This window comes from Alteromonas mediterranea DE (assembly GCF_000020585.3).
Taxonomy (GTDB): Bacteria; Pseudomonadota; Gammaproteobacteria; order Enterobacterales; family Alteromonadaceae; genus Alteromonas; species Alteromonas mediterranea.
Genome location: NC_011138.3, coordinates 4,165,099 through 4,190,966 on the forward strand (window position 1 = coordinate 4,165,099; position 25,868 = coordinate 4,190,966).

A 25,868-nucleotide genomic window follows, 5' to 3' on the forward strand; every position below is an offset into this window, starting at 1 on the left:
ATGAATAAAGCCCTGTCTCCGTCGCTGTATTACACACTTATTGTCTCTCTAGGAGGGTTTATATTCGGCTTCGATGCCAGTGTAATAGCAGGAGCTAATGGGTTTATTGATGCAGAATTTGGCTTAAGCGATTGGCAACAAGGCTTTGTGGTAAGTTCGCCTACGCTCGGTGCTCTTATCGCCATGTTATTTGCAGGCGGCGTTAGCGATGCTATTGGCAGACGCAAAGCACTTATTCTTGTTGCTTTTCTTTATTTGCTTTCATCGGTGGGTTCTGCCCTCGCGCCTAATTTTGAGCTGCTCGTGCTCTCTCGCTTTATTGGGGGCATCGCATTTTGCTCGCTTATTATCGCGCCACTCTATATTTCAGAAATCAGTGCGCCAAAAAACCGCGGCAAAATGGTCTCGGTCAATCAGCTTAATATCGTGTTTGGTTTTGCTCTGTCATACTTCACTAACTACTATTTATTGCAGCTTAGTAACAGCGGTGCGCCTTGGGTGAATGAATGGGGCATTGATACCCATTTGTGGCGCTATATGTTGGGCTTAGAAATTGTGCCTGCCATCGTATGGTTTAGCCTGTTGTTCACTATACCTCGTAGCCCTCGTTGGTTAGTGTTAAAGGGCAAGCACCAAGAAGCTGAGCAGGTCATAAACCGCTTGCTCGACCACGCACAGGCAAAGGTGCTGGTCGAAGACATTTCCTCGTCCCTTAAAGAAAAATCGTGGCCACTGCGCGAACGCCTCGGCTTTCTAAAAACCAAAGCCATGCGTTTTCCTTTGATGGTGGGCATCATCATTGCCATTGCCCAACAAATTACCGGCATCAACGTTATCTTTTTTTATGCCCCCACTATATTTGAGCAAAGCGGTGTAGGCACGAATGCCGCCTTTATGCAGGCTGTATTGATTGGGGTGGTAAACGTGGCGTTTACCCTTGTGGCCATGCTTACTATCGACAAGTGGGGCAGAAAACCCTTGTTGATAATAGGACTAACCGGCGTGGTTATCAGCATGGCTATTTGCACTTATGGCTTTAAACAAGCGACTTACCAAATACAGCAATCGGCCATTGATGAAATTCAACATAGCGCGCCCGCTTCAGCAAGTAAGTTAGCCCCGTTAACCAGCGATACCTATTATTCAGACGTGGCGTTTAAACGCGCTCTTAAGCGTGTGCTTTCAAGCGACGAATTCGACACTTATCAACAGCCATTACTTACCAGCAGCATTAATATGAATGCGCCGTTAGTGCTTTTTGGCATCATTGCCTTTGTTGCTTCGTTCGCTATGTCGTTGGGCCCTGTTATGTGGGCCATGCTGGCCGAGATATTTCCTAACCAAACTCGGGCACTGGCTATTTCTTTGGTGGGTATGGTGAATTCACTCACAAGCTTCTTGGTTCAAATGGTATTCCCATGGGAGCTCGCCAATTTAGGGGCTGCCGCCACTTTTGCCATATACGGCAGCTTTGCTTTAGTGAGCTTGATACTGGTCGCCAAGCTCTTCCCTGAAACAAAAGGAAGAAGCCTGGAAGACATTACAAAGGACTTCGAGCAGTTCGCTACAAAGTAGCGCGATGTTCACCGTTAACGGCAACCATGCTCGCTTCGTCTAACTGTACGTTTTTTTGCACCACAAGGGCTTTAGGGGTGACATGTGAAGCAATTACAACTAACTTATCGGTAGCATAGCGGTTTAACACGTCACACACACGTTGTTGTGTGTGAATGTCTAAGCCTTCGAACGGCTCATCAACAAGTAGTACCCGTGGTTTAGCCAAAATAGCCCGAGCTAGCGCGACGCGCTTTCTTTCACCACCAGACAATGGTCTTCCGGCTTTGCCTACCCACGTCGTTAAAGGCAAAAGCTTTTCCAACCCTAACTCTTGCATTAGCGTAATGAATTCACTGTGTGATATGCACCTTCCAGCAGGGTCTAAATTCAAGGCAAGACTGCCGGATAATATAACGGGTTCTTGCTCAACATAGCGCCAGTTTGTCACTAAGCCAGGTGGCATATTAACACCGTCAATCTCTCGTTTCCCGTCAGCAGGAAGCAACCCCGCGAGACCCTGAAGCAAAGATGACTTACCACAACCAGACGCACCTGAAACACAAACCACGCCTCTTGCTGGCAAGTTCGTATTCACCTTGCTCGTGCGACGACCTGTTACCGAAAACTCAGTTAACGTTACCGCGGTGTTTATCTCTCTTTCACAAAGCATTTTAATGGGCGTCGCTTTCATCTGCTGAAGCGCTTTTACACTTTGCTTGTATTGCGCAAACTTAGATATGCTTGAAAAAGCGTTTCCCGCCCAATCGGGCGCCGCAAGTAATACCATAGGCACGACAATCGCGATGGGTGCAAAAAGCAGCGTCTGTGTGATGGAAAAGGCCCCTGACATCGTTAGCACAACCAATAGAAACGCCACCCCTTGAAACCACCACGCCGTGCGATCCGCGGTATTTTTTTGCGCTATCTTTTCGTGCCACACTACTTTAGCACTCACGTCTTTTATATTTATATCTGGAGCGCTTACCTCTGCGGCCTCTCGGTTTGTGGCAACGTCGTGTTCTAGACCTTGCAAAGTATGACTTTCATCTGCGCAGGTCGTTTTGCCTTCGCGTGTATTCGTAAACGCTGTACTTAAATGCCAGATAGCACTGCTGTTTAGAAAGTTGGTTGACGCTTGTCTAAATCGGGCATTGGCGTGAGTCGCACGCTTAGCGATACGAAGCGCCCCTACCCCTTGTAATACCAAGGCGATTGACCACACAACAAACAGTGCAATAAGCAATCCTGCCCCAGGAAAGCCAAACCCCACAGCCACGACACAAAGACACGTAAAAATAAACGTTGCGCTAGATAGTGGCGCTATCCACGCAATCCAGCGGCTAGCAAGCTCTTCTGTGTGTTGTGCTAGCGCTTCTGTCGTTAATGCTTTTTCATTAATTTGCGTGTTTTCAAGCTGACTAAATACAGACAACCTTATATTGGCTATCCGCGCCAGCAAATCGTTATGACCTACCCACATACTGGCGTAGCCTGATGCAATGCGAAGTAGCGCGAGTGCGCGGATAACAACAGCAGGAATGACATAGTTAAAGCCCACAGGCGCAATTGCACTGACGGCAATAAACCAAGAAGAAATAACCAAGATGCTTATGCCTGCTACACCATGCAGTAGCGCGAGCAATAACGTTATATAGGCAGGTTTCGTATTATTCATTTGTTGCCTCCTGCCTTTCGTTTTGGCTAACCATTGAAGCGACTTTTACCTTACCGTCTTTAATAGCCCAGAAGTGTGTAAACCAATTGGCGGGCAGTGCTTTGTGTGAAGCCCATATAAGCGTTTTATTCTCACCTAAGCGGTTGATGAGTTGGGCCAGTCTATGATGCTGGGAATCTGGTAAATGCGCTGTTGGCTCATCCAATAGCCATATATTAACATTTCTAAGCAATGCTCTAGCCAAGGACAGGCGCTGCGCTTCGCCTCCAGACAGTAATGGGTAGTCTGTCATTACCGTGTCTAACCCATAAGGCAATAACGCTAGCCACGGCCCGAGTTCTACCGCTTGCAGTACCTCGTTAAGCGCTTCATCCGTATAGCTATCGTCAAGGCATAGGTTCTCTCGTACCGAACCTGGTGTAACCACGGGGTGCTGAGTGATCCACACAACCGGTTCGTTAAATTTGTGGGAAGCGGGGCGCTGCCCACCCAGTGCTTCTAGAAGTAGCGTCTTTCCTGAGCCTGAAGCGCCACTGAGTAAAATTTTATCGCCTTTAGAAACATTAAGGCTATCTGCGCAGAGCAGCACTGGGGTTTCGCTTTCACAAGAAGATAATGAACTATAAAGAGACGCGTCCATCTCAAAAACGTTAAAGTGAGAGGCTGCAAGCAAAGATTCACTTGGTCGTTTATTCATACTTTCAAAATAGCTTCCCACCTTTTCGTCTGAATGCGTTTTAACTTGAATAGGAATAGAAAATAAAGGATATAGTTCGTCTTGCGCGGCCTCTGCCTGTGCTTTTTGATGATATACCTGACCCAACTTTTTCATTTCACTTAATAGCAGGGGAACAGTAAGCAGCACCCACAAACCTTGCTGTAATGTTATTGCTGGCCCAATAGTTAATTCGCCCAGCAATGAAAAACCGATAAATACTGCCACTAAGGCCACGGCAAGCGTGGCGAAAAAATCGAGGACGCTGTTAGATAGAAACGCCACACTCACCACTTTCATGGTTCGCGCATTTAAGTTTTCACTGGCTTGTTTCAGCAGGTCAGTTTGTTTTTGATGGGCCTGAAAACTTGCCAACATGGGCAGTGCGGCCAAGCGGTCAGTAAACAAACTGCCCAGTCGTTCAAGCGCAACAAAGTGCTTGCGATGCAAGGCTGCCGCTCCTTTCCCCACGATGATCATAAAAAGTGGCACAACCGGCAGTGTCAGTAGCAAACCAAGCCCAATCACGGGGTTTACATAGAAAATAACGGCCAAAGCCAGCAGTGGCACTATTACAGCGATCATTTGCTGCACGCGATATTCTAGCGCCCAATCAGTAAAAGCCTGTATGTGCTGCAGCCAAAGGGTTTGCCAGTAATAAACAGAGTGCTGGCGAATTAGCGCATGCTGACGCGCCACAAACACCTGTTTCAAATGTGCTTCAAGTTTATCAAGTACCTTCACCTTCCCCCTACTGGAAAGGGCGTTAAACGCGCCTTGGAATAACCAGCACAACGCTAAACAGATAGAAAGCCCTACTATATCGCCACGGGTAGCGTGCGTTTTATTCACCACCCAGTCTTGAGCAATATTAGAAAAGTAATAAAAGCCAATAATTAAAGAAAAAAGCGACAAACACTTAACCGCTACCTGTGACATAAGCGAACGGCGCAAGCCAAGCGATTGCGCGCTATCCATTTCCTTACACCATTTAGTAAGTGTTTGTCTGCTGGCAATCTTTTCTTTAGTCACTGTTCGTTTCTATCTTTTTTGTTGTTTCGTTTATTTTTAACTTTTTTTGAAGTGGTAGGCTGGCTGCAAAAAAGCCCTCCTCCACCTCTCAATAATTCCGCGCTTCTTTTTCACTTTCTCTTCGAAGTGGTGGTGGACTGGCTGCAAGAACTCTCAGCGGCAGGGATGCCGCTGCGAAGCCCCCACGGATGGGTTCACGGCGTGTTCTTGCGGCCAGCCTACCTCCACTTCTACTCTTGGTCTTCGGGTCTATCCATGTTTTCCGTTGCTTCCAACCACATCGCATTAATAATGCCGAAAGAGCACGCCAGTAAAACACCTAATATCCAAGCGAAATACCACATAAATATCTCCTTAATAGATAGTGTGAGATTGGTCGAGGTCGTCGTTTTTGATACGACCGCGCATCACATAAAAACTATAGGCAGTGTAGCTCAGTACAATAGGCACAAAGATACAGGCAACGATGAACATAACGTTTAGCGTCATATGGCTAGACGTTGCATCCCATACCGTAAGGCTAGCTTCTGGCATGGTGATACTTGGCATTAAGAACGGGAACATTGAGAAGCCCGCTGTTAAAATTACGCCTGTGATAAATAGTGCGCTTGACACAAACGCCATACCTGCATTTCCCTTCTTAGAGAAGAACGCGCAGGCAAGGCCAGCTACTACACCTAATACAGGTGCTATCACCATGAAAGGATATTTGCTGTAATTGCTCATCCAAGCGCCCGCTTCAATAGCTACCTCTTTCTTAAGCGGGTTCGATGTAGCAATGGTGTCAATTGATGAGGTGATGACAAAGCCATCTAAACCAAATGCTACCCAAAAACCTGCAATGACAAACAATGCAACGCCTACCAGACTTAATATTACTGACACGGCGCGGGCTCTAACTTCAATAAAGCCATCGGTTTTCATTTGTAGCCAGGTTGCACCGTGGTTTAGCAATATAGCGACTGAAAGTAGGCCACTCACTAAAGCAAACGGTGTTAAAAGACCAAAGAATGACCCGGTATACGTTGACTTAAGCGTGTTATCTAATTCAAAGGGCACACCTAGCAGCAGGTTACCGAACGCCACACCAAATATGAGCGAAGGAATGATGCCACCAGCAAACAACGCCCAGTCCCACGCTTTGCGCCACTGTGGGTTTGGCAGTTTACTGCGGTAATCAAAACCAATAGGACGCATCCATAGAGCAATTAACGTCAATGCTAAAGCAAGGTAAAAACCTGAAAACGCGGTAGCATAAATCATTGGCCACGCCGCAAAAATGGCGCCACCAGCCGTAATAAACCACACTTGGTTTCCGTCCCAGTGAGGCCCGACGGTGTTAATCATCACGCGACGTTCTTTGTCATTTTTTCCGATGAGGGTAAGCAGTGCGCCCACCCCTAAATCGAAGCCGTCAGTGACGGCGAACCCAATTAGCAGTACGCCAACTAAGCACCACCAAATGACTCTTAGCAGTTCATAATCAATCATGCTTTTGCTCCTTGCTCATCAAGGTCAATAAGATCAAGTTCGGTTTCAGTCGTTTTATCTTCCGGTGGAACGGGACCTTTCTTCGCGAATTTCTTCATTAGATAGAAGCCAATGATGAACATCGCTGTGTAGAAAACGGTGTAGGCTATAATGGTGATTACCACGTCACTAATTGCCAAGTTAGACACCGAGGTATGCACTGGCAATACTTCTGCGATAGACCATGGTTGACGACCATACTCAGCAACGAACCAGCCTGCTTCACACGCAACCCATGGAAGTGGTAGGCCATACAGTGCACCTTTTAATAGCCAGCGAGGCTTGGTGATTTTGTGTTTTGTGCTGTAGTAAAAAGCACACAAGAACAATGCAAGCATAATAAAACCTGCAGCAACCATGATGCGGAAGCTCCAAAATAGCGGGGCCACCGGTGGAATGCTATAATCAACAGCTTGTTGAATTGCCGTTTCTGATGGGTTTGAAACATCGTCAGTATAGGGTTCAAGCAGCATTGCATAACCAAGACTGTCTTTGTTGGCTTCAAATGCGGCGCGCTGCTCAGCCGTTGCGGTACCATTTCTTACGTCATCAAGCACTTCATAAGCTTTGATGCCGCTTAAAATACGCTCGCGATTCTCTTCTTTAAGATCCTTAATACCTTTCACTTCTTCGGTTAACGAGCGTGTTGCGATAATGCCCATTGCCCAGGGAATTTGAAGGGCGTATTCGGTTTTTTCTTTTTCATCGTTAGGTATACCAAAAACAGTGAACGGTGCTGGCGCGGGATGCGTCTCATATTCAGCTTCAACTGCAGCTAATTTCACTTTTTGCACGTCACCTAGTTCATAGCCACTTTCATCACCTAAAACAATAACTGACAAGGTAGCCGCTAAGCCAAAGCTAGCTGCAATCGCAAACGAACGACGGGCAAACGCAATATGCTTGTGATTCAGTAGATAGTAGCTAGAAATTGCCAATACAAACATGGCACCGGTCACGTAGCCTGCTGAAACCGTATGAACGAACTTAACCTGTGCTACCGGATTAAAAATAACGTCTGCGAAGCTGGTCATTTCCATACGCATAGCTTCAAAGTTGAATTCAGCGCCTACCGGGTACTGCATCCAGCCATTAGCGATTAGGATCCAAAGCGCTGAGAAGTTAGAACCAATGGCAACTAACCAAGTAGCCATAAGGTGCTTCACCTTAGACATTTTGTCCCAGCCAAAAAAGAACAGGCCCACGAAGGTAGACTCCAAGAAGAAGGCCATCAGCCCTTCAATAGCCAGAGGCGCGCCAAAGATATCGCCGACATAGTGGGAATAGTATGACCAGTTCATGCCGAACTGGAATTCCATGGTTAAGCCTGTGGCTACGCCAATAGCAAAGTTAATACCAAACAGCTTTCCCCAAAACTGGGTCATTTGCTTGTATATCTCTTTACCTGTCATTACATAAACTGACTCCATAATGGCAAGTAGAAAGCTTAGCCCTAGTGTTAAGGGTACAAAAATAAAGTGGAACATCGCAGTTAATGCAAATTGCCACCGCGATAGTTCTATTAACGTATCGCTCATGGGTTATCTCCCTCGTCTCTCGTGCGCGATAAGCGCTTGACCTTAAGTGAATTTATTGGTTATTCAGTGGTTATCACATGAACATTCAACACAGCTAGAGCACGGTTTATGCCATTCATCACTTTTCTCGTTAATCTGAACCAACAGCTGATGAATGACAGTCTATTCGTACTGTGCAGGACAATTATTCCATGGCAAAAGTTGCGCACTTTGATCCATCGCAAGGATCTAATATGAATCTTGCGCCAATTTTGTCACTATTGGCGACAAAATTGACACAAATAAAAAGGAGACGGGGACGTTGTATCGTTGTTTAAAACGGTTGAGAAAAGAGCTCTTGCTTTAGCTGATACAAAATTAACTTAAGTTGTTACTGTGGCGAATAGGTCAGCGTGAACGCGCCGCGCAATTCACCAAGTTCAAAGCCTGTGGCCTCATCCTTAGGGTAATGCTTTAAAATGGTTTCCTTTACTGAAGGTGCAACTTGGGCGCCGTGGCACGCCATACAAACCTGGCCTTGTTGAATAGCCATCATGTACCGGAATTCGCCACTGTCACTGTCATACTTATAAGTATCTATAGGCGTAGACGGCTGTTTTTCCTCTAGCTTAGTCTTTTCCAATAGAGAGGCAAAAAGCGCTAGTTGCTCGCGCTCCCACTCGTCTGGCACGTTATTCGGGTTTCTCACTTTAAGTGCAGTACGTCCTACTTCCCACCCATTTTGGCTAAGCCCCTCGGCGATAGGCTCGGCGGCCAACTTGCACTCTTCTACACCCGCTTCCAAACCGCCAGACTGAATTGCCTGTTTTAGCCTAGATTTAAGCGCTCCACCAAGGGCTTTAGCGTGAACTCTTGCCTGCTTCACTTTTGTTTGTACTTCGCTGTCAGCCAGCTCATCGTTTTGTGCATTAGCGAAAGGGCACCCGACGCTTACGGCTAACCCTAACGCAATTAAAAAGATGCTTTTTTTCATTGTGTAACTCTCCTATTGACTGAAGTATTGGCACTCAGACATTGTGATTCAACTAAAACAATGAACAAGCTCTATGCCAATATGTTAAGTTGGCAGGATAAAAGTAGCATTAACTAATACGCTGACAATGAACATATCAATTGTACAAGCAATGATAGATGCAATAGACAAGCCCGCTATTTTCATCAATCAAAATTACATTATTGAGGCGGTCAATACGCCTTACAGAGATACTTACCCTGTCGATATAAAGCTCGGGTATAGCACCTGTTATCAGGTATCTCATCGAAACAATAAGCCCTGTGACCAATGCGGCGAGCAGTGCCCTATGCAGGAAAGTAAAAAGTCGGGCCGGGCAGCAAGTGTGGTGCATATCCATACCACCAGCGAGGGCCAAAGCTACTGCGACATTCTGATGCGCCCAATCTTCGACGGTCACGGGGATTTAATAGGTTATCTGGAGATTCTAGATAAGCTTGCCTTTGCGTCTAACCGCCCCTCTGCTGGAAAAATGATTGGCGAGTCAGAGGCATTTAAAACGATGCTGAATAAAATTAACCGCGCTGCGAACTCAGATATATCTGTTTTACTGTTTGGTGAAACCGGAACCGGGAAAGAACTGGTGTCTCAGGCTCTACACTCAAGTAGCCATCGGGCTGAAAAACCCTTCGTTGTTATTGAATGCACTGGGTTGTCTGATGCTTTACTTGAAAGCGAGTTATTCGGCTATGAAAAAGGAGCGTTTACGGGCGCAACCACCAATAAAAAAGGACTGGTAGAGGCGGCTGAGGGTGGCACTCTATTTTTTGACGAAGTAGGCGATATTCCGCTCGCCATGCAGGTGAAGCTGCTAAGGCTTTTTGAAACCCAAACTTACCGCCCTGTGGGAAGCGTGATCTCGAAGAAAGCCAATTTTCGGTTGGTGTGCGCATCGCATAAAAATTTAAAGCAAATGGTCGAAAAGGGGGAATTCAGGCGTGACCTTTACTATCGAATAGCCGGCTTCCCTATCAATCTTCCGTCCTTACGAGAAAGAAAGTCAGATATTGCACTGATTGCAGCGCATTTTTTAGCCCAGTCCCACGAGAAAAAGCGTTTTCATAAAAAAGCCCTCGAAAAATTAAGCAGCTACGCCTTTCCGGGCAATATTCGCGAGTTGCGCAATATCGTTGATCAAGCAGTATTACTTGCCGATGAGCCCGTGATCTACGAGTCGGACCTCCCCGTGTTAGACGAGTTCATCGGCGAGGATAACGCTTCAATGGAGGGTAGAAACGATCAATACCCACTAACAACAAACGGAGTTAATCTTGGCAAGGATATTATGACTCTGAACGAGGTAGAAGACACTTATCTTGCTCAGGTAGCAAGCACCTTTAAAGGCGATATAAACAGCCTCGCAGACGCACTAGGCGTGAGCACCCGCACGCTTTACCGAAAACTAAAAAAAGCCGGTGTTAAAGAACTTAATTAAAATATGGAAATATTCGTCCATAGCACGCTATGATAAAAATGCGCTCCGTAAAAAGATAAATAATGTCGAATAAACGCCTGACAGCCTTAACACTCTGCCTTTGTATGCTCTTGCAAAATGCATTAGCAATAGGCCTTGCTTCGCATACTATGCAGCATGCCCGTGGGTTCGTGAGCGATGATATTGAACTTATCTGTACTGGCAAAACCATGCGTTATATATCGGTAAGTGCAACAGAGCTTGAAGGTGAATTTGTATTTATAAGCCCCGAGCTACTAAAAGCGCCTGTTGAGCACGTAGACTGTACCAACGGCACGTTGGCCGACCTCCCTCATATTGACAACGTACCCGCAGATGCATGGGTAGTGATATCGCTTGTGCGCTATCGCGCCTTAGCGTCTCGCCTTGCAGCAGCACCCTACACATCTTTTGCCTTTGCGGCGCCGCTAGGCCGCGCCCCACCTCTCGCATAACAACACCTAAAACACACTTAACACGCATGGTTTAGCCGTGCATATAGTTCGTTTATTTAATGGAATTGTTATGGAGTATTCTTTATTGGCATTCGCTGTTACAGCTGCCTGCACATCTGCACACGTTTATGCAAACACATCTGAGTTCATTGATAGCGCTTCAACAGAAGTGATTACAGTGATTGGTTCTTCGCTTAATGATGATGTGAAGGAAATAGAGCGAGAAGCGGTAACTGCCGCAACCAACATAGACGCTGATTTTGGCGATCAGTTAGCACTACTGCCCGGAGTTTCTATCTCGCGAAACGGCCCGGTTACAGGCCTCATTCAATATCGAGGCTTGTTTGGCAATAGAGTCGGCGTATCCATCGACGGCGTCGACATAACAGGCGCTGGCCCCAACTCAATGGACTCACCATTATCCCACATTTTGCCAGAACCAGGGCTTACCGCTACCTTGTATCGGGGTATTGTACCGGTGAGTGCTGGCGTACAAACATTAGGCGGCAAACTGCGTATCAACGCCGATGCAGCATCGCTTTTTGCTTTAGATAACGATATTACTGGTAGTGTAAATGCCAGTGTAATTGCCCCAGGTAGCGGGCAACAGTATCAGGGCAATGTACTTTACAAAACGGACCAGGCTTTCTTTAGTGGCGCGTTTATGCATCAGCAGCGTGACGAACGAGAGTCTGGTAATAACATCGTTATACCCAACAGCTATTATCAGCGAAATGGCGGTAAATTTAGACTTGGCTATGAATGGGGAAAACACCAATTCGACGCCAGCTACCAACGGCTAAATACGAATGAAAGCGGTACGCCCGCCCTCGCTATGGATATAGGTTTCATCGATGCTGCATGGTACCGGGTCGGTTATCGCTACAACGCTGGGGAGTCTGAATACTTTGCTATAAATTGGTTTGGCAACAGTAACCAACATGCCATGGATAACTTTTCCCAGCGCATGGTGATGTCTGAGAGCATGGTCCGCGAAAACAACGCTGACGCTATTGCTCAAGGGTTGGATGCCAAGTACGTGACGCCGTTAAATAGTGGCGAGCTTGAATTTGGCGCTTACCTACATCACAGCCGAAACAATTCTGTAATTACTAACCCCAACAACGGTATGTTCTTTGTCGATAATTTTACTAATGCAAAAAGAGATACCGCGAGTGTTTATGCCCAGTGGACAGTAAATACAGAAGCCTATTCGTCTACTTATGGTGCGCGATACACCTTTACTACTATGGATGCTGGAGAAGCGGGTTCTAACATGGTGATGATGAATCCAGCAATTGCTACGTTAGTCAGTAATTTTAATGCTGCTGAGCGTGACGAAAACTACAACATGTTAGATATGGCCGCTACCACCCGATACCATGCGAGCGAATCGCTTGATATCGTAATTGGTATTTCTCAGAAAAATCGCGCTCCAACCTACTTTGAACGCTACACCTGGCTACCGCTTGGCATTTCCGGGGGTATGGCCGACGGATTTAATTACATTGGCAACCTTGAATTAGAAAATGAGACCGCGCGCAAAATAGAGGTAGGAATTGATTACAACTATGAAAGTTGGACCATATCACCCCGACTTTTCTACCAAGATATAGAGGATTACATCACCGGCTCACCTAGTACGAATATGGCGGCAAACATGGTGTCTTCTATGATGGCTTTTACTGAGCCGTTTCAGTGGACGAATACCGATGCTGTTATCAAGGGTGCCGACATGACAATACAAGGCCAGCTTACCGATAGCTTGAGTGTGCAAGCAGTAGCAACCGTCCAGCATGGTAACCGTGATGACATTGACGATGCTTTGTTCCGCATTGCGCCAGAGCATTTAACAACAACAGTTCAATGGAATACTCAGGTATTTGATGCGCCACTTCAAATGCAGCTTACATCTGAGTTAGTCGGCGCACAAAATCATGTTTCAGCACTGCAAAATGAAGCATCGACAGCAGGTTATGGTTTATTTCATATCTCTGGGCTTTTAGCACTTTTTGATAATGCGCACACAAATCTTCAGCTTACGGCCAGTATTCATAACCTGTTTGACAAACAGTATGCCCCACATACAGCCGGAATTAACCGCGTAATGAATGCTGGTGCAGAAGTAGGTGAGCGGGTGCCCGGTGCTGGGCGCGAGTGGCATTTGTCTTTGAGCTATCGTTTCTAAATAGTGGAAAGAAAGCGATAAACTGTAAATGACAGAACTTATTGAGCTTAAGAGGCAGGCCTCTTAAGCTCTCGTTTTTTCAATTAAAGAAAGCTCTCTGTAGCCTGCCATAAAAGACGTAGGGCTAATAGCGTCACCACGATTTTGAACGTCAGCATAAACTTCTCAGCCGGCACACGCTTTAACACTTTGAGCCCTAAAAACGTGCCAAGTGCGCCACTGACGATCATTGCAATGACAAGCCCAGCCCACTGTGCAAAGGAAAAACCCACGAAAGTAAAGACAAATGCTTTAAGGCCATGTTGGAGTGTCATGCAGCTGGCTAAGGTGCCGGTTATCTGCATTTTACTGTAGTTATTTCGGTGTACAAATGCCGCCACTAAAGGCCCTGTCGCTCCTACAAACATTGAAACCAAGGTGGTCACCAACCCCGCCAGCGTCCTTCCCGCGGGTCTCATTTCTTGTGCTTTAGGTTTGCTCCCCCACACTAGAAACAAAATAAATACCGCGACTGCAAATTGAATAACAACCAGCGGCAGTTGAATCACAATAAACGATGCCAAGAAAGCACCAGCGATTGCGCCCAAAGAAAAATACTTCAGCATACGCCAGTCGATATGCTTCACCGTCATCAGTGCTCGGTTTCCGTTTGAACCAAGCTGTACCAGACCGTGAACGGGGATCAGTGCGCTAACCGGCATAGTACCAGCCATTACTGCCAGTAATAACACCCCGCCGCCAATACCCAACGTTGCGGTCATCATTGATGTAAAGAACGACAAAACAACAAGCACCACCGACGTTGACATCGACAACGCGCCATTAGCCGTTAACCAGTTATAAAGTAAATCCAAGATTTGAACTCCATCATAATTTGTGATGCCTTTACGACGTTTTAGTGATCACAATGCCACCTTTATTCGTTCAATTAATAACCAGCAACAAAGTGTAGTAGATAAGGTTGTTATCATGCCTTCAGTTAACTACTTAAACAAAGCACTTCAAATATTGAGTAATAGGGATAGTACAAAAGATGCCAAGCTTGTTGCTAGGCAAATTCTCCATGACAGTGGCTTTACTGATAAAGATATTTGTGACTGTTTAAAGCTAGGCTCCACTATTCGCATTACCATATTTGAAGCCTAAACTAGCATCAAACCCAATTCTCACCGCTTAACCACCAAGCCAAACGGGTCTAATTTATTCACCTGAAAAACACGTTGACTTTCTTTTTCGTGCGCAGGATACTCAGGTCATTAAATACTCACTAGCAGCACACTGTTTTTAACCACTATGCCTAAAAACACTAATATACATACTGCTTTCTCAGCGTCTGCGCTGATTATTATTCTCGCTATTCTAAGGAATGGGCGGGTTAGCTAGTGCGTAAATAGAATTCACTAAACCCGCCGCAAAGGCGGGTTTTTTATTGGCTCGTCTTGCGGTTAAAAAACGGAACGACAGCCATGAACAATCCAATATCTCACGTATTACAGCAGCTTCACGACGCAGTAAACCGTGGCGATCAAGACGCCTTATCCCAATATTATGCTACCGACGCAAAAGTGGTAGCCACCCCCATGTCGACAGATAATCATCAACATGCCAGTCAACGCGACTGCATTGACGCCCTACTTAAATTTCAAAAGAAGTTTATGCCCGAACATTTTGTCACAACAGGGGATGAGCGGGTTATACAAGCCGGTGATGTGGCGCTAGTCGTCGCCAAGCTTTACCTAGTGCCAAAAGCTACGCCCAACGCCCTACCCTGCGAGGGCAAACGGGCCGTTTATGTCTTACAAAAAGATGCGAGTGGTGAATGGCGCTGTATCATCGATAACTTCTTCGGTACTGATTTGCTGGATTTTGCATAAACCTTTGGCACGGAGGATTCGGTAAGGCGACTACTTGAAGCGTTAAGTACGTATTACCAAGCACCCCATTTTCGTGTAAAAGTAGAACATCAAGAAAGTCTGCGTGCACACAATGCCGTCGCTGAAATATCAAGCTCAGTTCATCGATAAATTCAAGCATAGCTTGGGTGTTGAAACCGGTAGACAGAAGAAAGGATAAAAGGAAAATAACCATTGTTATCTTTAGACAAACTCTCTTATATCAGTAAAGCAGTGTGCATCAGCGCTGCAGTATCAGCTATCGCGGCGTGCTCGTCTACAGCATCAACCCCGCTTGCTGGTGAAAAAGCGCATACCCTTTCAAACGCCGTGGTTTATCAGACTAGCAGCAAAGAGTACCCTGTTCTTTCAAGCTTTGTGTATAACCAAGCTGTTGCAGCGCTTCCTACGCGTTTTGAGAATGGCGACGTTGTAGTCATGGATGTTGATGAAACCGTACTAGACAACAGCACCTACCAAAAAGAACGGGAAAGTGCCGGCTTGGGGTATTCTTCAAAAAGCTGGGCTGATTGGGTAAAACGTGAAGAAGCAACATTGGTTCCTGGTGTCGCTGATTTTATCGACGAGGTTATTGAGCGAAATGGCAAGGTTGCGCTTATTACGAATCGTAACAAGCAGCTTGATAACCACACGTGGAATAACCTCTTGGCGCATGGTTTGCCGCTTACCGCCAGCAATACGTGTGTTGTCGGCCGAACTGCTGAAGACAAAGAAGCGGTGGGCCACGAAGGCATGGTTAACGACAAAGACTTGCGCAGAATGCAGCTCACCCAAGGCAAGATCGCATGTTCAAATACGTCGACAGACGCGGCATCAACCTGGGCAGCGCCTCATACTATTATCATGCAAGTTGGCGATAACATTGAAGACGTGGGCGGCGTAACTCAAGAGTCTGCCGATATCGAATCACTAATGCCACGTGTAGGTACAGACATTTTCATTCTGCCAAACCCAATGTACGGCTCTTGGTAACAACACCAGAAATAGCGAGTCAGCGGATCCTCATTCGCTGACTTGCAATACTCGCTCTACGTGCTTTACGCATTGTACGGCTGAGAAAAATAATGTTGTGGCATTTATGTTAAACACCTTGATACGTCTACCACCGCTGGCTGAATAGTCACCTTATACAAAATGAGTTTTTATAAATTCTTTCTAACGCGCAAAAATGACCTATAGTTGTTATTGAAGAAAGTTGGAGAAAATCGCCACCACGGATTCATTAACTCGCTTGTTCAACAGGGGTAAGACGATAGAGCTACTTGAAGCTCGTATGAATGAATTACCGCATAAAAGCAATAAATGCGCAGTGGCAATGTTAGATATCGACCTTTTTAAAACTATTAATGATAAGTATGGCCATTGTGTGGGCGACGATGCGCTAAAACTCTTCGCTGCTACAGCAAAGCAAAACTTCTCGGCGAGTGTTGATATGGGACGGCTAGGTGGCGAAGAGTTTCTTTTTATCTTTCAAGGTGTCGATGTAAGCGAGACCGTTAAGCAGCTTGAAACCTTCAGTCAATCACTGAAAGACGCTTCTATTAAAGCACTAGGTGGGGAAATCAAACTCACTTTTTCAGCGGGTGTTTTATTACTTACAGAAGCGCAAAGCATTTCTTCTGTTTTAGAGAAAACCGACGGCGCGCTTTACGAAGCTAAAGAAACCGGTAGAGACAAAATAGTCGTATTTACCTGTTTGTAATTTCATACAACCTGATGTGAAAAAAATACACTGTCATTTGCGTTCTCGTGACCTTCACTCAGCTCACACTTCCCACCCTACGCAAAAAAACTTTTAAAAACAAAATATTAAACAATTTTAATCCTAATCTAGTTATTTGGCACAGATCACGCATACATTAGACTAACGGATAATGATAGAGTGCAGCTTGTAGCCAGGAAGGCTTTAGCGACGGAGAGGCCAAACTGCGTAAGTGAAAAAATACTGAAGGTGACGACATAGGAAGTGCATGGAATGGTCGCCAAGGATAAACGGAAACGTCAGTATTATAGCTTTAGGATGACTGTTGAAGGTTCGTTATTTGCTGGTCGATGATGAGGTTAGGGAAAAGAAAACCTAGATAAACTCGCAGGATGCATCGCACTTGTTTCATAGGGATTGCAAACAAGTTCAGGAGTACCTACATCGTAAGCACTGACAGTGATGTCTCGTGCAGCAAGGGATTGTTGACCCTATTTGGATTTGTTGAAATACATGTGTGTTGTTTCGGCAGAACCATAGTGAGGACACTGGTAACGTCGTCGACGTTATTAGTGAGTTGTCACTCGACGACTACCCTCTCCCCTCAAAGGCCCATCCCGGCCTTTACATACCTCTGATTTTGGCCCGCCTTTGGCGGGCATTTTTTTATCTGTACTTATGATAGAATACTCGGGTTCTATAGCCTTATTTTAAGAGCCGATAGCGTGCCACTGCCACCGTCTTCCACCCTTGTTTTTAAAGTGCTTTTTTGCGCCTTACTTGCCACGTCTGTGGGGCAAAGCGTTATGCTTACCACCCTGCCATCTATGGGCCGTGAAGCAAATCTTACTGAATTTCACATCGCAACGATTATGTCGAGTTCAGCATTTATTTTCGCCTTTGGTACCAATTTATGGAGCAAAGTGGCCAAAAGAGCAGGGTTTAAGCGTATTCTTATGGTAGGCCTTACCGGCTATAGCTTAGGTACGTTTGCATTCGCAAGCGCTTGGATGGCAGGGTTTTCTGGGTTAATAAGCGGCACTAACTTATTTCTTGCCTTGTTGATAAGTCGCAGCATGCAATCAACTATTATGTCTGCCACGCCCCCTTCGGCGGTGGGCTATGCCATAGCAATAAGCACACCCGAAACACGTGTGAGCGCCATCAGTAAGGTTACCTCCGCAAGTAACGTAGGCCAAATAATCGGCCCCGCTTACGCTGGACTGCTGGTGAGTTTTGGCCTACTCGCCCCCTTATACAGTATCGTGCTGTTAACGCTGTTAGCACTGACGCTTGTTTATTTTAAACTACCCGACCTACCGCCCTTAGGTGCACAAAAGACATCTGCTGATCTGAAACGCGATGAAGAAGCAAAAACTATCGTTCCGTATATATTTGTGGCGGCGTGTATTTGTGTGTTTTGCGCCATGGCAATGATGCAACAGTCCCTAGGGTTCTTCTTCATTGATTACTATCATTTTACCCCTGTAGATGCAGCCCAACAGGTTGGCTTTGCTATGATGGTGAGTGCTGCTACTTCACTTACCGTGCAATTTGGATGGGTACAAAAAGGGCGAATAAGTAAAGAAACCATGATTACCCTTGCCTTACCTTTACTAGCTCTTGCTTATTTACTTCTATTTCTACAACATTCACTGACTATTTTGTACCTGGCTATGGCTCTGATGGGCTTAGGTATGGGTATGGCCTATCCGTCACTTGCCGCTGCGGCAACCACCTTTTGTGCGCCCGGACAGCAAGCTAGGATCACGGGTCTGATTACGGCAACGACCGCCATGGGCTATATCGTAGGGCCTCCGTTCGCCGCATTTATCTACCAGATAAATATCGCTTACCCTTTTGCAGCGGCATCGCTTTTATTAGCGGTAACGGCCTGCATGACTTTTATCACGCTTAGGCACGTCAAACAATCTACTAATAACTAGTGCAATAGCAAGGGCTTGGCTATACCCATTTGGCGTCTGCTTTGTTTACAAATAAGAAAGGTATTTATTTTTTTACCTTTTATTTTTAATTAAGCGGAACCTTTTGTGATTTAGGCTATCTTACTAAGTACATGAAGTCGTTGAGTGTGCGTCTTTGTGGTGTGTAAATGTGTTTTCCAAGTTATGTTGTGGTTTTTTAAGGGGCTTCATGCCCCTTTTTCTTTGTCTCGAGTTTACTCCCAAGCCTATTAGTATTTCCTTCTATCAATCGATAAACCCGAATTTAATATTCTTTTTCGTTCCACCTTTAGATATGGTAATGAGAATCATTAACAAATAAAATAACGTTTTTAGTTTAAAGGAGAAGGGAATGGCTAAACCGCAACCACGTCAAGCTACAGTGACCAAATCTGTTCGTATAACCCCCACTATGCAGCGGATTTATTTAGGTGGTGACGACTTACGCACCTTTCCCTCTGTATCAGCGGGCGCGTATGTAAAGCTTATGTTTGATCTTAACGGGAACCCGTTACCGCACCCTACAGAAATGAGTAAAGTTGCCATGCGTACTTACACCGTTGCCAGCTTTGACGCGACAAAACCAGAAATGGTAATTGATATGGTTGTGCATGCCGACAATGGTATTACTGGCCCCGCCTCAGCATGGGCTGTTTCAACCCAGCCTGGAGATACCATTACGTTAGCAGGCCCTGGCACCAGCAAAGGCCTAAACGACCACTATGACTGGGTTTTACTCGCCGGCGATATGACCGCACTGCCGAGTATTCGAAACCACCTTGCCGAACTTCCCTCAAACGCAAAAGGGTACGCCGTCATCCAAATTGAAGATGAAAACGACAAGGTTGCGCTAAGTAAACCTAAAGGCGTCTCTATAATATGGGAACATACCCAATCACTCCCAACGTGTCTTGCAGAGCTCGATTGGCTAGACGGCACGCCGAGCATATGGGTAGCATGCGAGTTTTCAGATATGAGGGCAATAAGAACCTGGCTCAAGGATGATAAAGAAGTGGTTCATGAGCATATCTATATTAGTAGCTATTGGAAAAAAGGGCGCAGTGAAGATCAGCATAAGATAGATAAAAAGCAGGATAGTGACGCTTTTGCCAAGACATTAAACTAGTCTCGCCCCATGTAGGGTTTGCAACGCGTTGTAAATCCTGCATAAAACCACTTAAGCCTCTGCCCCTTAATTTATTAAAAACCCCGACATTTCAGTAGCCTACACATTGGAATATGACTTGCTGCAGTTAAAGTAACTGGCCGGTTTTCTATGACCAGTTTTTTAGCCAGTTGTTTAGATAAGGAGAGCACGTTATGAACAATGATCGTATTGAAGGTAATTGGAAAGAGATGAAAGGTAAGGTGCAACAGAAATGGGGCAAGCTTACCGATGACGACCTAGATGTTATTGACGGTCGCCGTGAAGAACTAGTAGGTAAAATTCAGCAAGAATACGGTAAAAGCCGTGATGAAGCTGAGAAAGAAGTGGATGCATATTTCAATTAATTGCCTCACCTACGCTTAAACTTTTAGCAAGAGGAGCTTCGATTATATGCTGCCCGATATATAGGGTAAGCAAAGGGAGCTAGAAATAAGCTAGAATTAGAAAGGGCCGCAACATGAATATTGCGGCCCTTTTTACTGCCTATCGTTCGCGCATATTAAGAAGGGGACAAGCCCGCTTCTTTTTAACGCTAACCTTTTGCTTACTCTTCTGTTTTCGGCTGTAGGTTATCGCGGACTTCCCTAGCGTCAAAACTCGTTGCCGATGACGGGCGGGTGCCTTTGCCTAATTCAATACTCAAAATACTTTCGATTTCACTTTTTTGTGAACCACCCACAAATACTCCAGTTTCAAATTGCGTAGTAGGGTGATACGAGGTACGACACGTTAGTACGCCACTTGTGTGTGAGCCAAGCGTTGGTTTATTGATGTGTGTGCATTGGGCAGATTGGTTTTTCATCGTCATTACCTACAACAAATAAATATTAATGTTCTATGGGAGCTGATTTTGGTGATGTAGTAGACCTAAGGTGAAACATGAGTGGAATAGGCTTGGCATCACTTGAGTGACAACGCAAAAGAGCGAATCGTTGCGTAGCCCCTACGAAGCTGCGGCTTGCGTCAATACCTTTGCAAGCCGCATTGAGGTTACTCAAGTCTTTCCTTTAGGTGAACCGTTGTGGTTATCCCGTACTAAAGACCAAGCGCCCCTGAGATGCTTGACGCAACGTTCTCATTAACCGTTGTAGTCACCGCGTCTTCAACCGTAGTAGATACCGTTTGCTCGACGGTGCTTGATACTGCCCCTTCAACTGAGCCAGCTACCGTACTTTGAACGGTATCCGCAACGGTTCCTTGTGCGGTGCCCCCTATTGCACCATTAACGTTAGAAGATAGCGCGTTAGATGCAGCGCCACTTGCATTTAGCGTTGAAAGTGAGCCAGAGACACTGTTTGTAAGCATTCCTGACGCAGCGGCTGCCGTCGATGTTGCAGAATTAGTTGCCGTTGATAATGTCCCGTTTAGCGCGGTTTCAGCCGTTGCTGTTACGCTAGGTGCGGTTTCAGTAGACAGCGACTGTGCGCCATTGGCTAACAGGCTGGCGTTCGACGATGAAGCTTGTGCAGCCTCTTGTGTGGTGTTATCGCCCTCTTTCTGTTCAGACGGTGCTTCATTTTCCATAGTAGCGGTTGTGGCTTGCCCATTAGCATTAGCTGAGCCCTGCGCTGATACGTTACTTTGTGTAGAGGCCTGATTAGTCGTTTCATCACTTGAGTTTGTAGCTAGTGATAAAGAGGTAGAACTTGACGCATTAACTGAGGCATTCGAAGAAATTTCGGCTTCTTGAGCCATCACTGACGTTGATGCAATACCTAAAGCAAGTGCAATTGCTGTATTTAACTTTTTCATCCGTTTATCTCCGTTTTTTCATAAAGGACGATGAGATAACGAATGAAGAAAAGGTTTTATTCCGCAGTTTAGGATTTTTTTTAGAAATAATAAAAAAAGCCCTGTAAAAACAGGGCTTTCAAAATTTATTTTTCTGCAGCAGTCATGCTCTTTTCCCACCAAGGAAGTGAGAAATCAATATTGTCTGGGTCGTAAGTTTTGGCGTATTTCATTTTAACTGAGCTCCAAAACGCTGCTTTGAATACCGGATCATAGATAACAAACTCACCCTTTTCGCGGTATTGCTCAAACAATTGTTGGTATGCGCCCACCGGCGTTAACGGGTTATCTTGCTGAAAAACCACGTCGCCACCATACGCCTCGTACAAGGCTTTAGAAACTTTCCAACTTTTCGCCATACCGTGGGCCATAGCTAGACGATAGCGCTCAAGCTCTTCACCTTGAAACTCACTATTGCCGTCCAGATCCACTGTCCACAGCTTAATTACCGAGTACGCTGACTGCACCTCGCCTTCATTTGGCTCTATGGCATTTTTGTCTGCAAAGTCAGCCAACACTGATTCTGTAATTTTATTACCAAGGGCACGCTGAGTTAAAATGGTGCGTACTTCTTTTTCAGACTTATCAGTAAGAATAGATTGAAAACGATCTACATCAGCTTGCGATGGTTGCAACTCGGTATTGGATATCGATTTATTGAACAAACGAGCGATGATCTCGTTTGCAGCTTGCGGTGTGTTAATCCCAAGCGAAATGACTATGGCAGCAAATAGCACCATAGGAATAACGTTCGAACGCGTCACTTTGTATGCTTCCCTAAGTTCCAATATTTAGCATGAACACAAGACACATTCATTTATTGTTTTAAGAATTTTCCGTTGTCTTGCGAAATGACCTTTTTTGAGCCTCATACTTTAGATTAGTTTTGACTAAAATTCCACTTTCTTACGCATTGATTTTTTTGCGCCCTGTTGTTTTTTTACATCAACCCGACGTGCTTTTGCCGCACGGCTTACCTTAGTTTTTATACGCGTTTTTTGTTCAATCGTCGCTGCTTTTATCCATTCCACTAAGCGCGCTAAAGCATCCTCTCTGTTTTGCTCTTGGGTACGATAATTCTGTGCTTTCAACACAAAAACACCTTCATTAGTCACCCTTTTATCTTTCGCTTGAAGCAGCTTTTCTTTCAATCTTTCGGGCAAAGAAGAGGCATGGATATCAAACCGCAAATGAATGGCGCTACTTACTTTGTTGACATTCTGCCCACCACTCCCTTGCGCACGAATAGCCTGCAGATCAGCTTCGCTCTCATCTATCGCAATAGTGCGGCTAATTCTTAATTCCATCTTGGTTCCTAAAATTTTGCTGTCTTTACACGCTTTGCATTAACCCGCTGTTGTTGGGGTTATCGCGCTCTATCACTATGGCTGACTTGACGCCCTTTGCGTTAGCCGCTAGGTTAAATTTCACTCTATTATGGAACATACATCATGATTGTTGCACTACTTGTTTTCATTTGTATCCTTGCGGGCCTTATTTGGTTTACTGCCAAAATGGATGGCAATATTGAATCTGCATTTACACCCGCAGGAAAACTAACGCCAGTGTCCGGCGGAATTATACACTGGCAGAAACAAGGAAGCGGCCCGTCTCTTTTGCTTATACACGGCTTACTCGGCAATAGTAACAACTTTAACGAATTGGCAAAAACCCTTGCTGACCGTTATACGGTTTACAGCATTGACCGGCCTGGTAGCNGGGTTTTCAAGCCGTTATAAGGGGACGTCGGCAAGCTTCGCTCAACAAAGTAAAATGATTTTAGAGTGGATGGACAAGGAAGGAATTGAATGTGTAAGCGTAGCAGGGCATTCAATGGGAGGGGGTGTTGCCCTGCGAATGGCCATCGATGCGCCAAGTAAGATTACTTCGGTTTCACTACTTTGCCCACTTACTACACCATTAAAAGGGGGCGCAGGCCCTTTGTCAGTGCTTTACATTCCTAATGAATTTGTACGCAGTAGCGTAGCAAAAACTATTGCCAGCCCACTTAGGGCTAGATTAGGCCGTAAACAGGTAGCGCAAATATTCCATCCCGAGTCCGTTCCCGCTTCATTCTCTGTAGAAGGCGGCGGTTTGCTAGCGCTTCATTCGCGTAGCTTTTACGAAGGAAGTAGAGATACGGTGTCAGCACAGGGGAGCTTGTATAAACAACAAACAAGATATGGCGAAATTCAATGCCCCGTAGGCGTTTTATATGGCGAAAAAGATACGATTTTAAAACCCAATGAGCACATTAATGCGGTGACGGACGCTATCGACGCAGCAGAGTATCAGATACTCCCTAATGCTGGGCACATGATCCCCGTAACCCAAGTACAGGCTTGTGCCGACTTTATCTGTGCTATCGACGCTAAGGCCCGATAAACTGCCTGCTTATGGGGTTAGTGAATGGTAGAACCTGCTCTGGTTTCGCGCTCTTTATATGGAAATTCGACAACAGTAAGTGCGCTTTCTCGGTCTTGTGAAGATTGTTTAAGCGTGCGAAGTTGATCGGCGACAGATTCAATTCCGTCGTGCTGCTTACACATATCACACGGTGACATCTCAAAGCTGACATTATAGCTTCTAAACCACACTTTCATTTGCTCACTGTCCCCATCTGACAATGAAATGAGTAAATGATACATACGGATGAACGCGAGCTGCTTTCGGTACTCAGTGGTTCCGCTTTCAAAACCTAGCAGGGTAGTTTGAGCTAGAGATGATGGAGAAATCCCTAGTATTTCAGATGCTTGCTTAATATTTAAGCCCAATTCTTGATACGCCCAAGTAAATGCTTTGGTCACAACACTGGTAGGAAATAGTGATCTCTTCATGGTATTGCCTCGCTTCATCGCATAAGGTTGTACAGTTGATATGAGATAAAGCGAAATGCATACCAACTTGAAGCAATCAAATTCAGTAACAATGAATTCGCCATAAGCATGCTGCCTAAAAAGCGCTTGTAAACTTCTGCTAAAGATTGGCGTAACCGTGTTACTGGTGGGCATAAACTTTTTACTGCGCATGCCCAACATGCGCAGTAAAAGTATGGTTCAGTATTTAAAAAAATGAAAATTAAGCGGCGAGGATAGTGATAAGTTCAGCAAATGTTGGTCGCCCTTGAATATCTAGGGGTAAGCGCAACTCTCTGGCAATGTCGCTTACACTGATAACACCACGCACTTCATGAGTGTCTCTGTCCATCACCAAGCAATGGTGCTGTCCATAGTCTTTCAATGTTTCAATAACATCGCCTACCGATGAATGGGTCAGTTCAGTAAAGTCAAAAGACATTAGCGACGTTTTAGGGCGCATAAAGTCGTGCACCGTTAACTCTTCGCGTGTCGCTTTAAGCTCACTAATACGCTTTATGATCTGCTGTTCACTGACATCATGGCTCGTGACTATACCGATAAATCGGTTGTGGCTATTAACCACCAGCATCATGCGAACGTGAGACTGCCGCATAATAGACTCAACTTTTGTCGCCGGAGTACGCGCATCAATCACGTGGGGTAAATATTGCTTGAAGTCGGTAAATACCGCCATGGCTGATGAATTTACGGTAATGGTGTTTTCAACAACTGGCCATGCCAATGTATCAATTGCTTCGGTTTTATATAGATTTAAGGCGTGCATACCTTCTCTCCTAATCAAAAAGTGATAAAACGGTTTCTTGTTGATTAAGCGTAAGAAGGTGGGCCTCTTATGATATTCGCGCGCTGTTTAATATGGTGCTTTGAACTAGCGATACGCCGTGCAAGTAAGCGGTATTTCTCAATACCATTGATAGTATTAAGAGCAGGTACCCCATCATCTATGTCGTCATCTGCGCTCTCATGAACGGACTTTTCCCATTCACTAACAAGCACAGATAACGCCGCTTCACTGGGCGATTGCCCCGCTATATTTCGTACACTCCGCCCTTCTCCTAGAGCGGAGATGGAAACCAGTGATGAAAATAAAGCTGGCAGAATTAACGCCAACAAAACGCGTGATGCGTGCAATACGTAAACCTCAGCGTACTAAAAAATTGATAATGAAACGCCACATTTGTGACTTCCTTTTTAAACTATAAGCGCATTTGCCCCGTTTAACAGGGGTGTTTAGCGCAACATATCGACCACTAAACGACAGCGCTTTCAATGCTTAATGAGTGTTAAAGGTTTATT

26 protein-coding genes and 2 pseudogenes are annotated in these 25,868 nt (G+C 45.4%); 14 read left to right on the forward strand and 14 right to left on the reverse strand.

Going from position 1 to position 25,868, the window contains the following annotated elements:
- Window positions 1-1,575, forward strand: coding sequence for a sugar porter family MFS transporter (locus tag MADE_RS18450; RefSeq protein ID WP_012519972.1), 1,575 nt, complete (start codon window positions 1-3; stop codon window positions 1,573-1,575).
- Here the strand turns inward: MADE_RS18450 and MADE_RS18455 are convergent.
- The 6 genes from MADE_RS18455 to MADE_RS18480 all read right to left on the reverse strand — a co-directional run bounded on the left by MADE_RS18455 (window position 1,565) and on the right by MADE_RS18480 (window position 9,020).
- Window positions 1,565-3,232: an ATP-binding cassette domain-containing protein gene (locus MADE_RS18455; RefSeq protein WP_012519973.1), complete on the reverse strand. Its 1,668-nt coding sequence runs from the start codon at window positions 3,230-3,232 to the stop codon at window positions 1,565-1,567. The genes MADE_RS18450 and MADE_RS18455 overlap by 11 nt on opposite strands.
- Window positions 3,225-4,925: an ABC transporter transmembrane domain-containing protein gene (locus MADE_RS18460; RefSeq protein ID WP_012519974.1), complete on the reverse strand. Its 1,701-nt coding sequence runs from the start codon at window positions 4,923-4,925 to the stop codon at window positions 3,225-3,227. Before MADE_RS18460 ends, MADE_RS18455 begins: the two co-directional genes overlap by 8 nt.
- A gap of 284 nt (window positions 4,926-5,209) precedes the next feature.
- Window positions 5,210-5,323, reverse strand: coding sequence for a cytochrome bd-I oxidase subunit CydX (gene cydX / locus MADE_RS20390; RefSeq protein ID WP_012519975.1), 114 nt, complete (start codon window positions 5,321-5,323; stop codon window positions 5,210-5,212).
- A 10-nt stretch (window positions 5,324-5,333) separates the two neighbouring features.
- Window positions 5,334-6,470: a cytochrome d ubiquinol oxidase subunit II gene (cydB, locus tag MADE_RS18470; RefSeq protein WP_012519976.1), complete on the reverse strand. Its 1,137-nt coding sequence runs from the start codon at window positions 6,468-6,470 to the stop codon at window positions 5,334-5,336.
- Window positions 6,467-8,047, reverse strand: a complete 1,581-nt coding sequence (locus MADE_RS18475; protein ID WP_012519977.1) for a cytochrome ubiquinol oxidase subunit I — start codon at window positions 8,045-8,047, stop codon at window positions 6,467-6,469. Before MADE_RS18475 ends, cydB begins: the two co-directional genes overlap by 4 nt.
- A gap of 370 nt (window positions 8,048-8,417) precedes the next feature.
- Window positions 8,418-9,020: a Tll0287-like domain-containing protein gene (locus MADE_RS18480; RefSeq protein WP_012519978.1), complete on the reverse strand. Its 603-nt coding sequence runs from the start codon at window positions 9,018-9,020 to the stop codon at window positions 8,418-8,420.
- Between the two features lie 151 nt (window positions 9,021-9,171).
- Between MADE_RS18480 and MADE_RS18485 the strand changes: the two genes are divergently transcribed.
- From MADE_RS18485 to MADE_RS18495, 3 genes are all read left to right on the forward strand, one after another.
- Window positions 9,172-10,494 carry a sigma-54 interaction domain-containing protein gene (locus MADE_RS18485; protein ID WP_041912980.1) on the forward strand — a complete coding sequence of 441 codons (1,323 nt, stop codon included), beginning with the start codon at window positions 9,172-9,174 and terminating at the stop codon, window positions 10,492-10,494.
- 62 nt (window positions 10,495-10,556) lie between these two features.
- Window positions 10,557-10,967, forward strand: coding sequence for a hypothetical protein (locus tag MADE_RS18490; RefSeq protein ID WP_012519980.1), 411 nt, complete (start codon window positions 10,557-10,559; stop codon window positions 10,965-10,967).
- A 70-nt stretch (window positions 10,968-11,037) separates the two neighbouring features.
- Window positions 11,038-13,155 (forward strand): TonB-dependent receptor, encoded by a 2,118-nt coding sequence (locus tag MADE_RS18495; RefSeq protein WP_012519981.1) that lies wholly within the window; start codon window positions 11,038-11,040, stop codon window positions 13,153-13,155.
- Window positions 13,156-13,238: 83 nt separating this feature from the next.
- Here the strand turns inward: MADE_RS18495 and MADE_RS18500 are convergent, their stop codons facing one another.
- Window positions 13,239-14,009: a sulfite exporter TauE/SafE family protein gene (locus tag MADE_RS18500; RefSeq protein WP_012519982.1), complete on the reverse strand. Its 771-nt coding sequence runs from the start codon at window positions 14,007-14,009 to the stop codon at window positions 13,239-13,241.
- Window positions 14,010-14,124: 115 nt separating this feature from the next.
- Here MADE_RS18500 and MADE_RS20745 point away from each other — a divergent pair, with 115 nt between their 5' ends.
- From MADE_RS20745 to MADE_RS18535, 8 genes and pseudogenes are all read left to right on the forward strand, one after another.
- A complete protein-coding gene (locus tag MADE_RS20745; protein ID WP_167539669.1) occupies window positions 14,125-14,301 on the forward strand; it encodes a hypothetical protein in 177 nt (58 codons plus the stop codon).
- 320 nt (window positions 14,302-14,621) lie between these two features.
- Complete coding sequence (locus MADE_RS18510; protein WP_012519984.1) at window positions 14,622-15,029, forward strand: YybH family protein; 408 nt, start codon at window positions 14,622-14,624, stop codon at window positions 15,027-15,029.
- Between the two features lie 63 nt (window positions 15,030-15,092).
- Window positions 15,093-15,179 (forward strand): annotated as a pseudogene (locus tag MADE_RS21020) (hypothetical protein); the annotation flags it as partial.
- Window positions 15,180-15,242: 63 nt separating this feature from the next.
- Window positions 15,243-16,040, forward strand: coding sequence for an HAD family acid phosphatase (locus MADE_RS18515; RefSeq protein WP_012519985.1), 798 nt, complete (start codon window positions 15,243-15,245; stop codon window positions 16,038-16,040).
- A gap of 259 nt (window positions 16,041-16,299) precedes the next feature.
- A complete protein-coding gene (locus MADE_RS18520; protein WP_232362949.1) occupies window positions 16,300-16,770 on the forward strand; it encodes a GGDEF domain-containing protein in 471 nt (156 codons plus the stop codon).
- A gap of 725 nt (window positions 16,771-17,495) precedes the next feature.
- Window positions 17,496-18,716 (forward strand): MFS transporter, encoded by a 1,221-nt coding sequence (locus MADE_RS18525; protein WP_012519987.1) that lies wholly within the window; start codon window positions 17,496-17,498, stop codon window positions 18,714-18,716.
- 370 nt (window positions 18,717-19,086) lie between these two features.
- Entirely contained in the window at window positions 19,087-19,860 is a 774-nt protein-coding gene (locus MADE_RS18530; protein ID WP_012519988.1) for a siderophore-interacting protein, read from the forward strand.
- Window positions 19,861-20,054: 194 nt separating this feature from the next.
- Window positions 20,055-20,246 (forward strand): CsbD family protein, encoded by a 192-nt coding sequence (locus tag MADE_RS18535; RefSeq protein WP_012519989.1) that lies wholly within the window; start codon window positions 20,055-20,057, stop codon window positions 20,244-20,246.
- A gap of 200 nt (window positions 20,247-20,446) precedes the next feature.
- Here the strand turns inward: MADE_RS18535 and MADE_RS18540 are convergent.
- The 4 genes and pseudogenes from MADE_RS18540 to arfB form a co-directional block, all read right to left on the reverse strand.
- Window positions 20,447-20,641: pseudogene (locus MADE_RS18540) on the reverse strand (CC0125/CC1285 family lipoprotein); the annotation flags it as partial.
- Between the two features lie 296 nt (window positions 20,642-20,937).
- A complete protein-coding gene (locus tag MADE_RS18545; RefSeq protein WP_012519991.1) occupies window positions 20,938-21,654 on the reverse strand; it encodes a hypothetical protein in 717 nt (238 codons plus the stop codon).
- Window positions 21,655-21,779: 125 nt separating this feature from the next.
- Window positions 21,780-22,457, reverse strand: a complete 678-nt coding sequence (locus tag MADE_RS18550) for a hypothetical protein (protein ID WP_012519992.1) — start codon at window positions 22,455-22,457, stop codon at window positions 21,780-21,782.
- Between the two features lie 126 nt (window positions 22,458-22,583).
- Window positions 22,584-23,000: an alternative ribosome rescue aminoacyl-tRNA hydrolase ArfB gene (gene arfB, locus MADE_RS18555; protein ID WP_012519993.1), complete on the reverse strand. Its 417-nt coding sequence runs from the start codon at window positions 22,998-23,000 to the stop codon at window positions 22,584-22,586.
- A gap of 207 nt (window positions 23,001-23,207) precedes the next feature.
- Here arfB and MADE_RS21065 point away from each other — a divergent pair, with 207 nt between their 5' ends.
- Together MADE_RS21065 and MADE_RS18560 are read left to right on the forward strand one after the other, a co-directional pair.
- On the forward strand, window positions 23,208-23,432 hold the full coding sequence (locus tag MADE_RS21065; protein ID WP_470207101.1) for an alpha/beta fold hydrolase: 225 nt from the start codon (window positions 23,208-23,210) through the stop codon (window positions 23,430-23,432).
- 34 nt (window positions 23,433-23,466) lie between these two features.
- Entirely contained in the window at window positions 23,467-24,078 is a 612-nt protein-coding gene (locus tag MADE_RS18560; protein ID WP_250635970.1) for an alpha/beta fold hydrolase, read from the forward strand.
- A 17-nt stretch (window positions 24,079-24,095) separates the two neighbouring features.
- Here the strand turns inward: MADE_RS18560 and MADE_RS18565 are convergent, their stop codons facing one another.
- The 3 genes from MADE_RS18565 to MADE_RS18575 all read right to left on the reverse strand — a co-directional run bounded on the left by MADE_RS18565 (window position 24,096) and on the right by MADE_RS18575 (window position 25,703).
- Window positions 24,096-24,530, reverse strand: coding sequence for a hypothetical protein (locus MADE_RS18565; protein ID WP_041912983.1), 435 nt, complete (start codon window positions 24,528-24,530; stop codon window positions 24,096-24,098).
- A gap of 241 nt (window positions 24,531-24,771) precedes the next feature.
- Window positions 24,772-25,335: a CBS domain-containing protein gene (locus tag MADE_RS18570; protein WP_012519996.1), complete on the reverse strand. Its 564-nt coding sequence runs from the start codon at window positions 25,333-25,335 to the stop codon at window positions 24,772-24,774.
- 44 nt (window positions 25,336-25,379) lie between these two features.
- Window positions 25,380-25,703, reverse strand: coding sequence for a hypothetical protein (locus MADE_RS18575; RefSeq protein ID WP_012519997.1), 324 nt, complete (start codon window positions 25,701-25,703; stop codon window positions 25,380-25,382).
- Window positions 25,704-25,868: the final 165 nt, after the last annotated feature.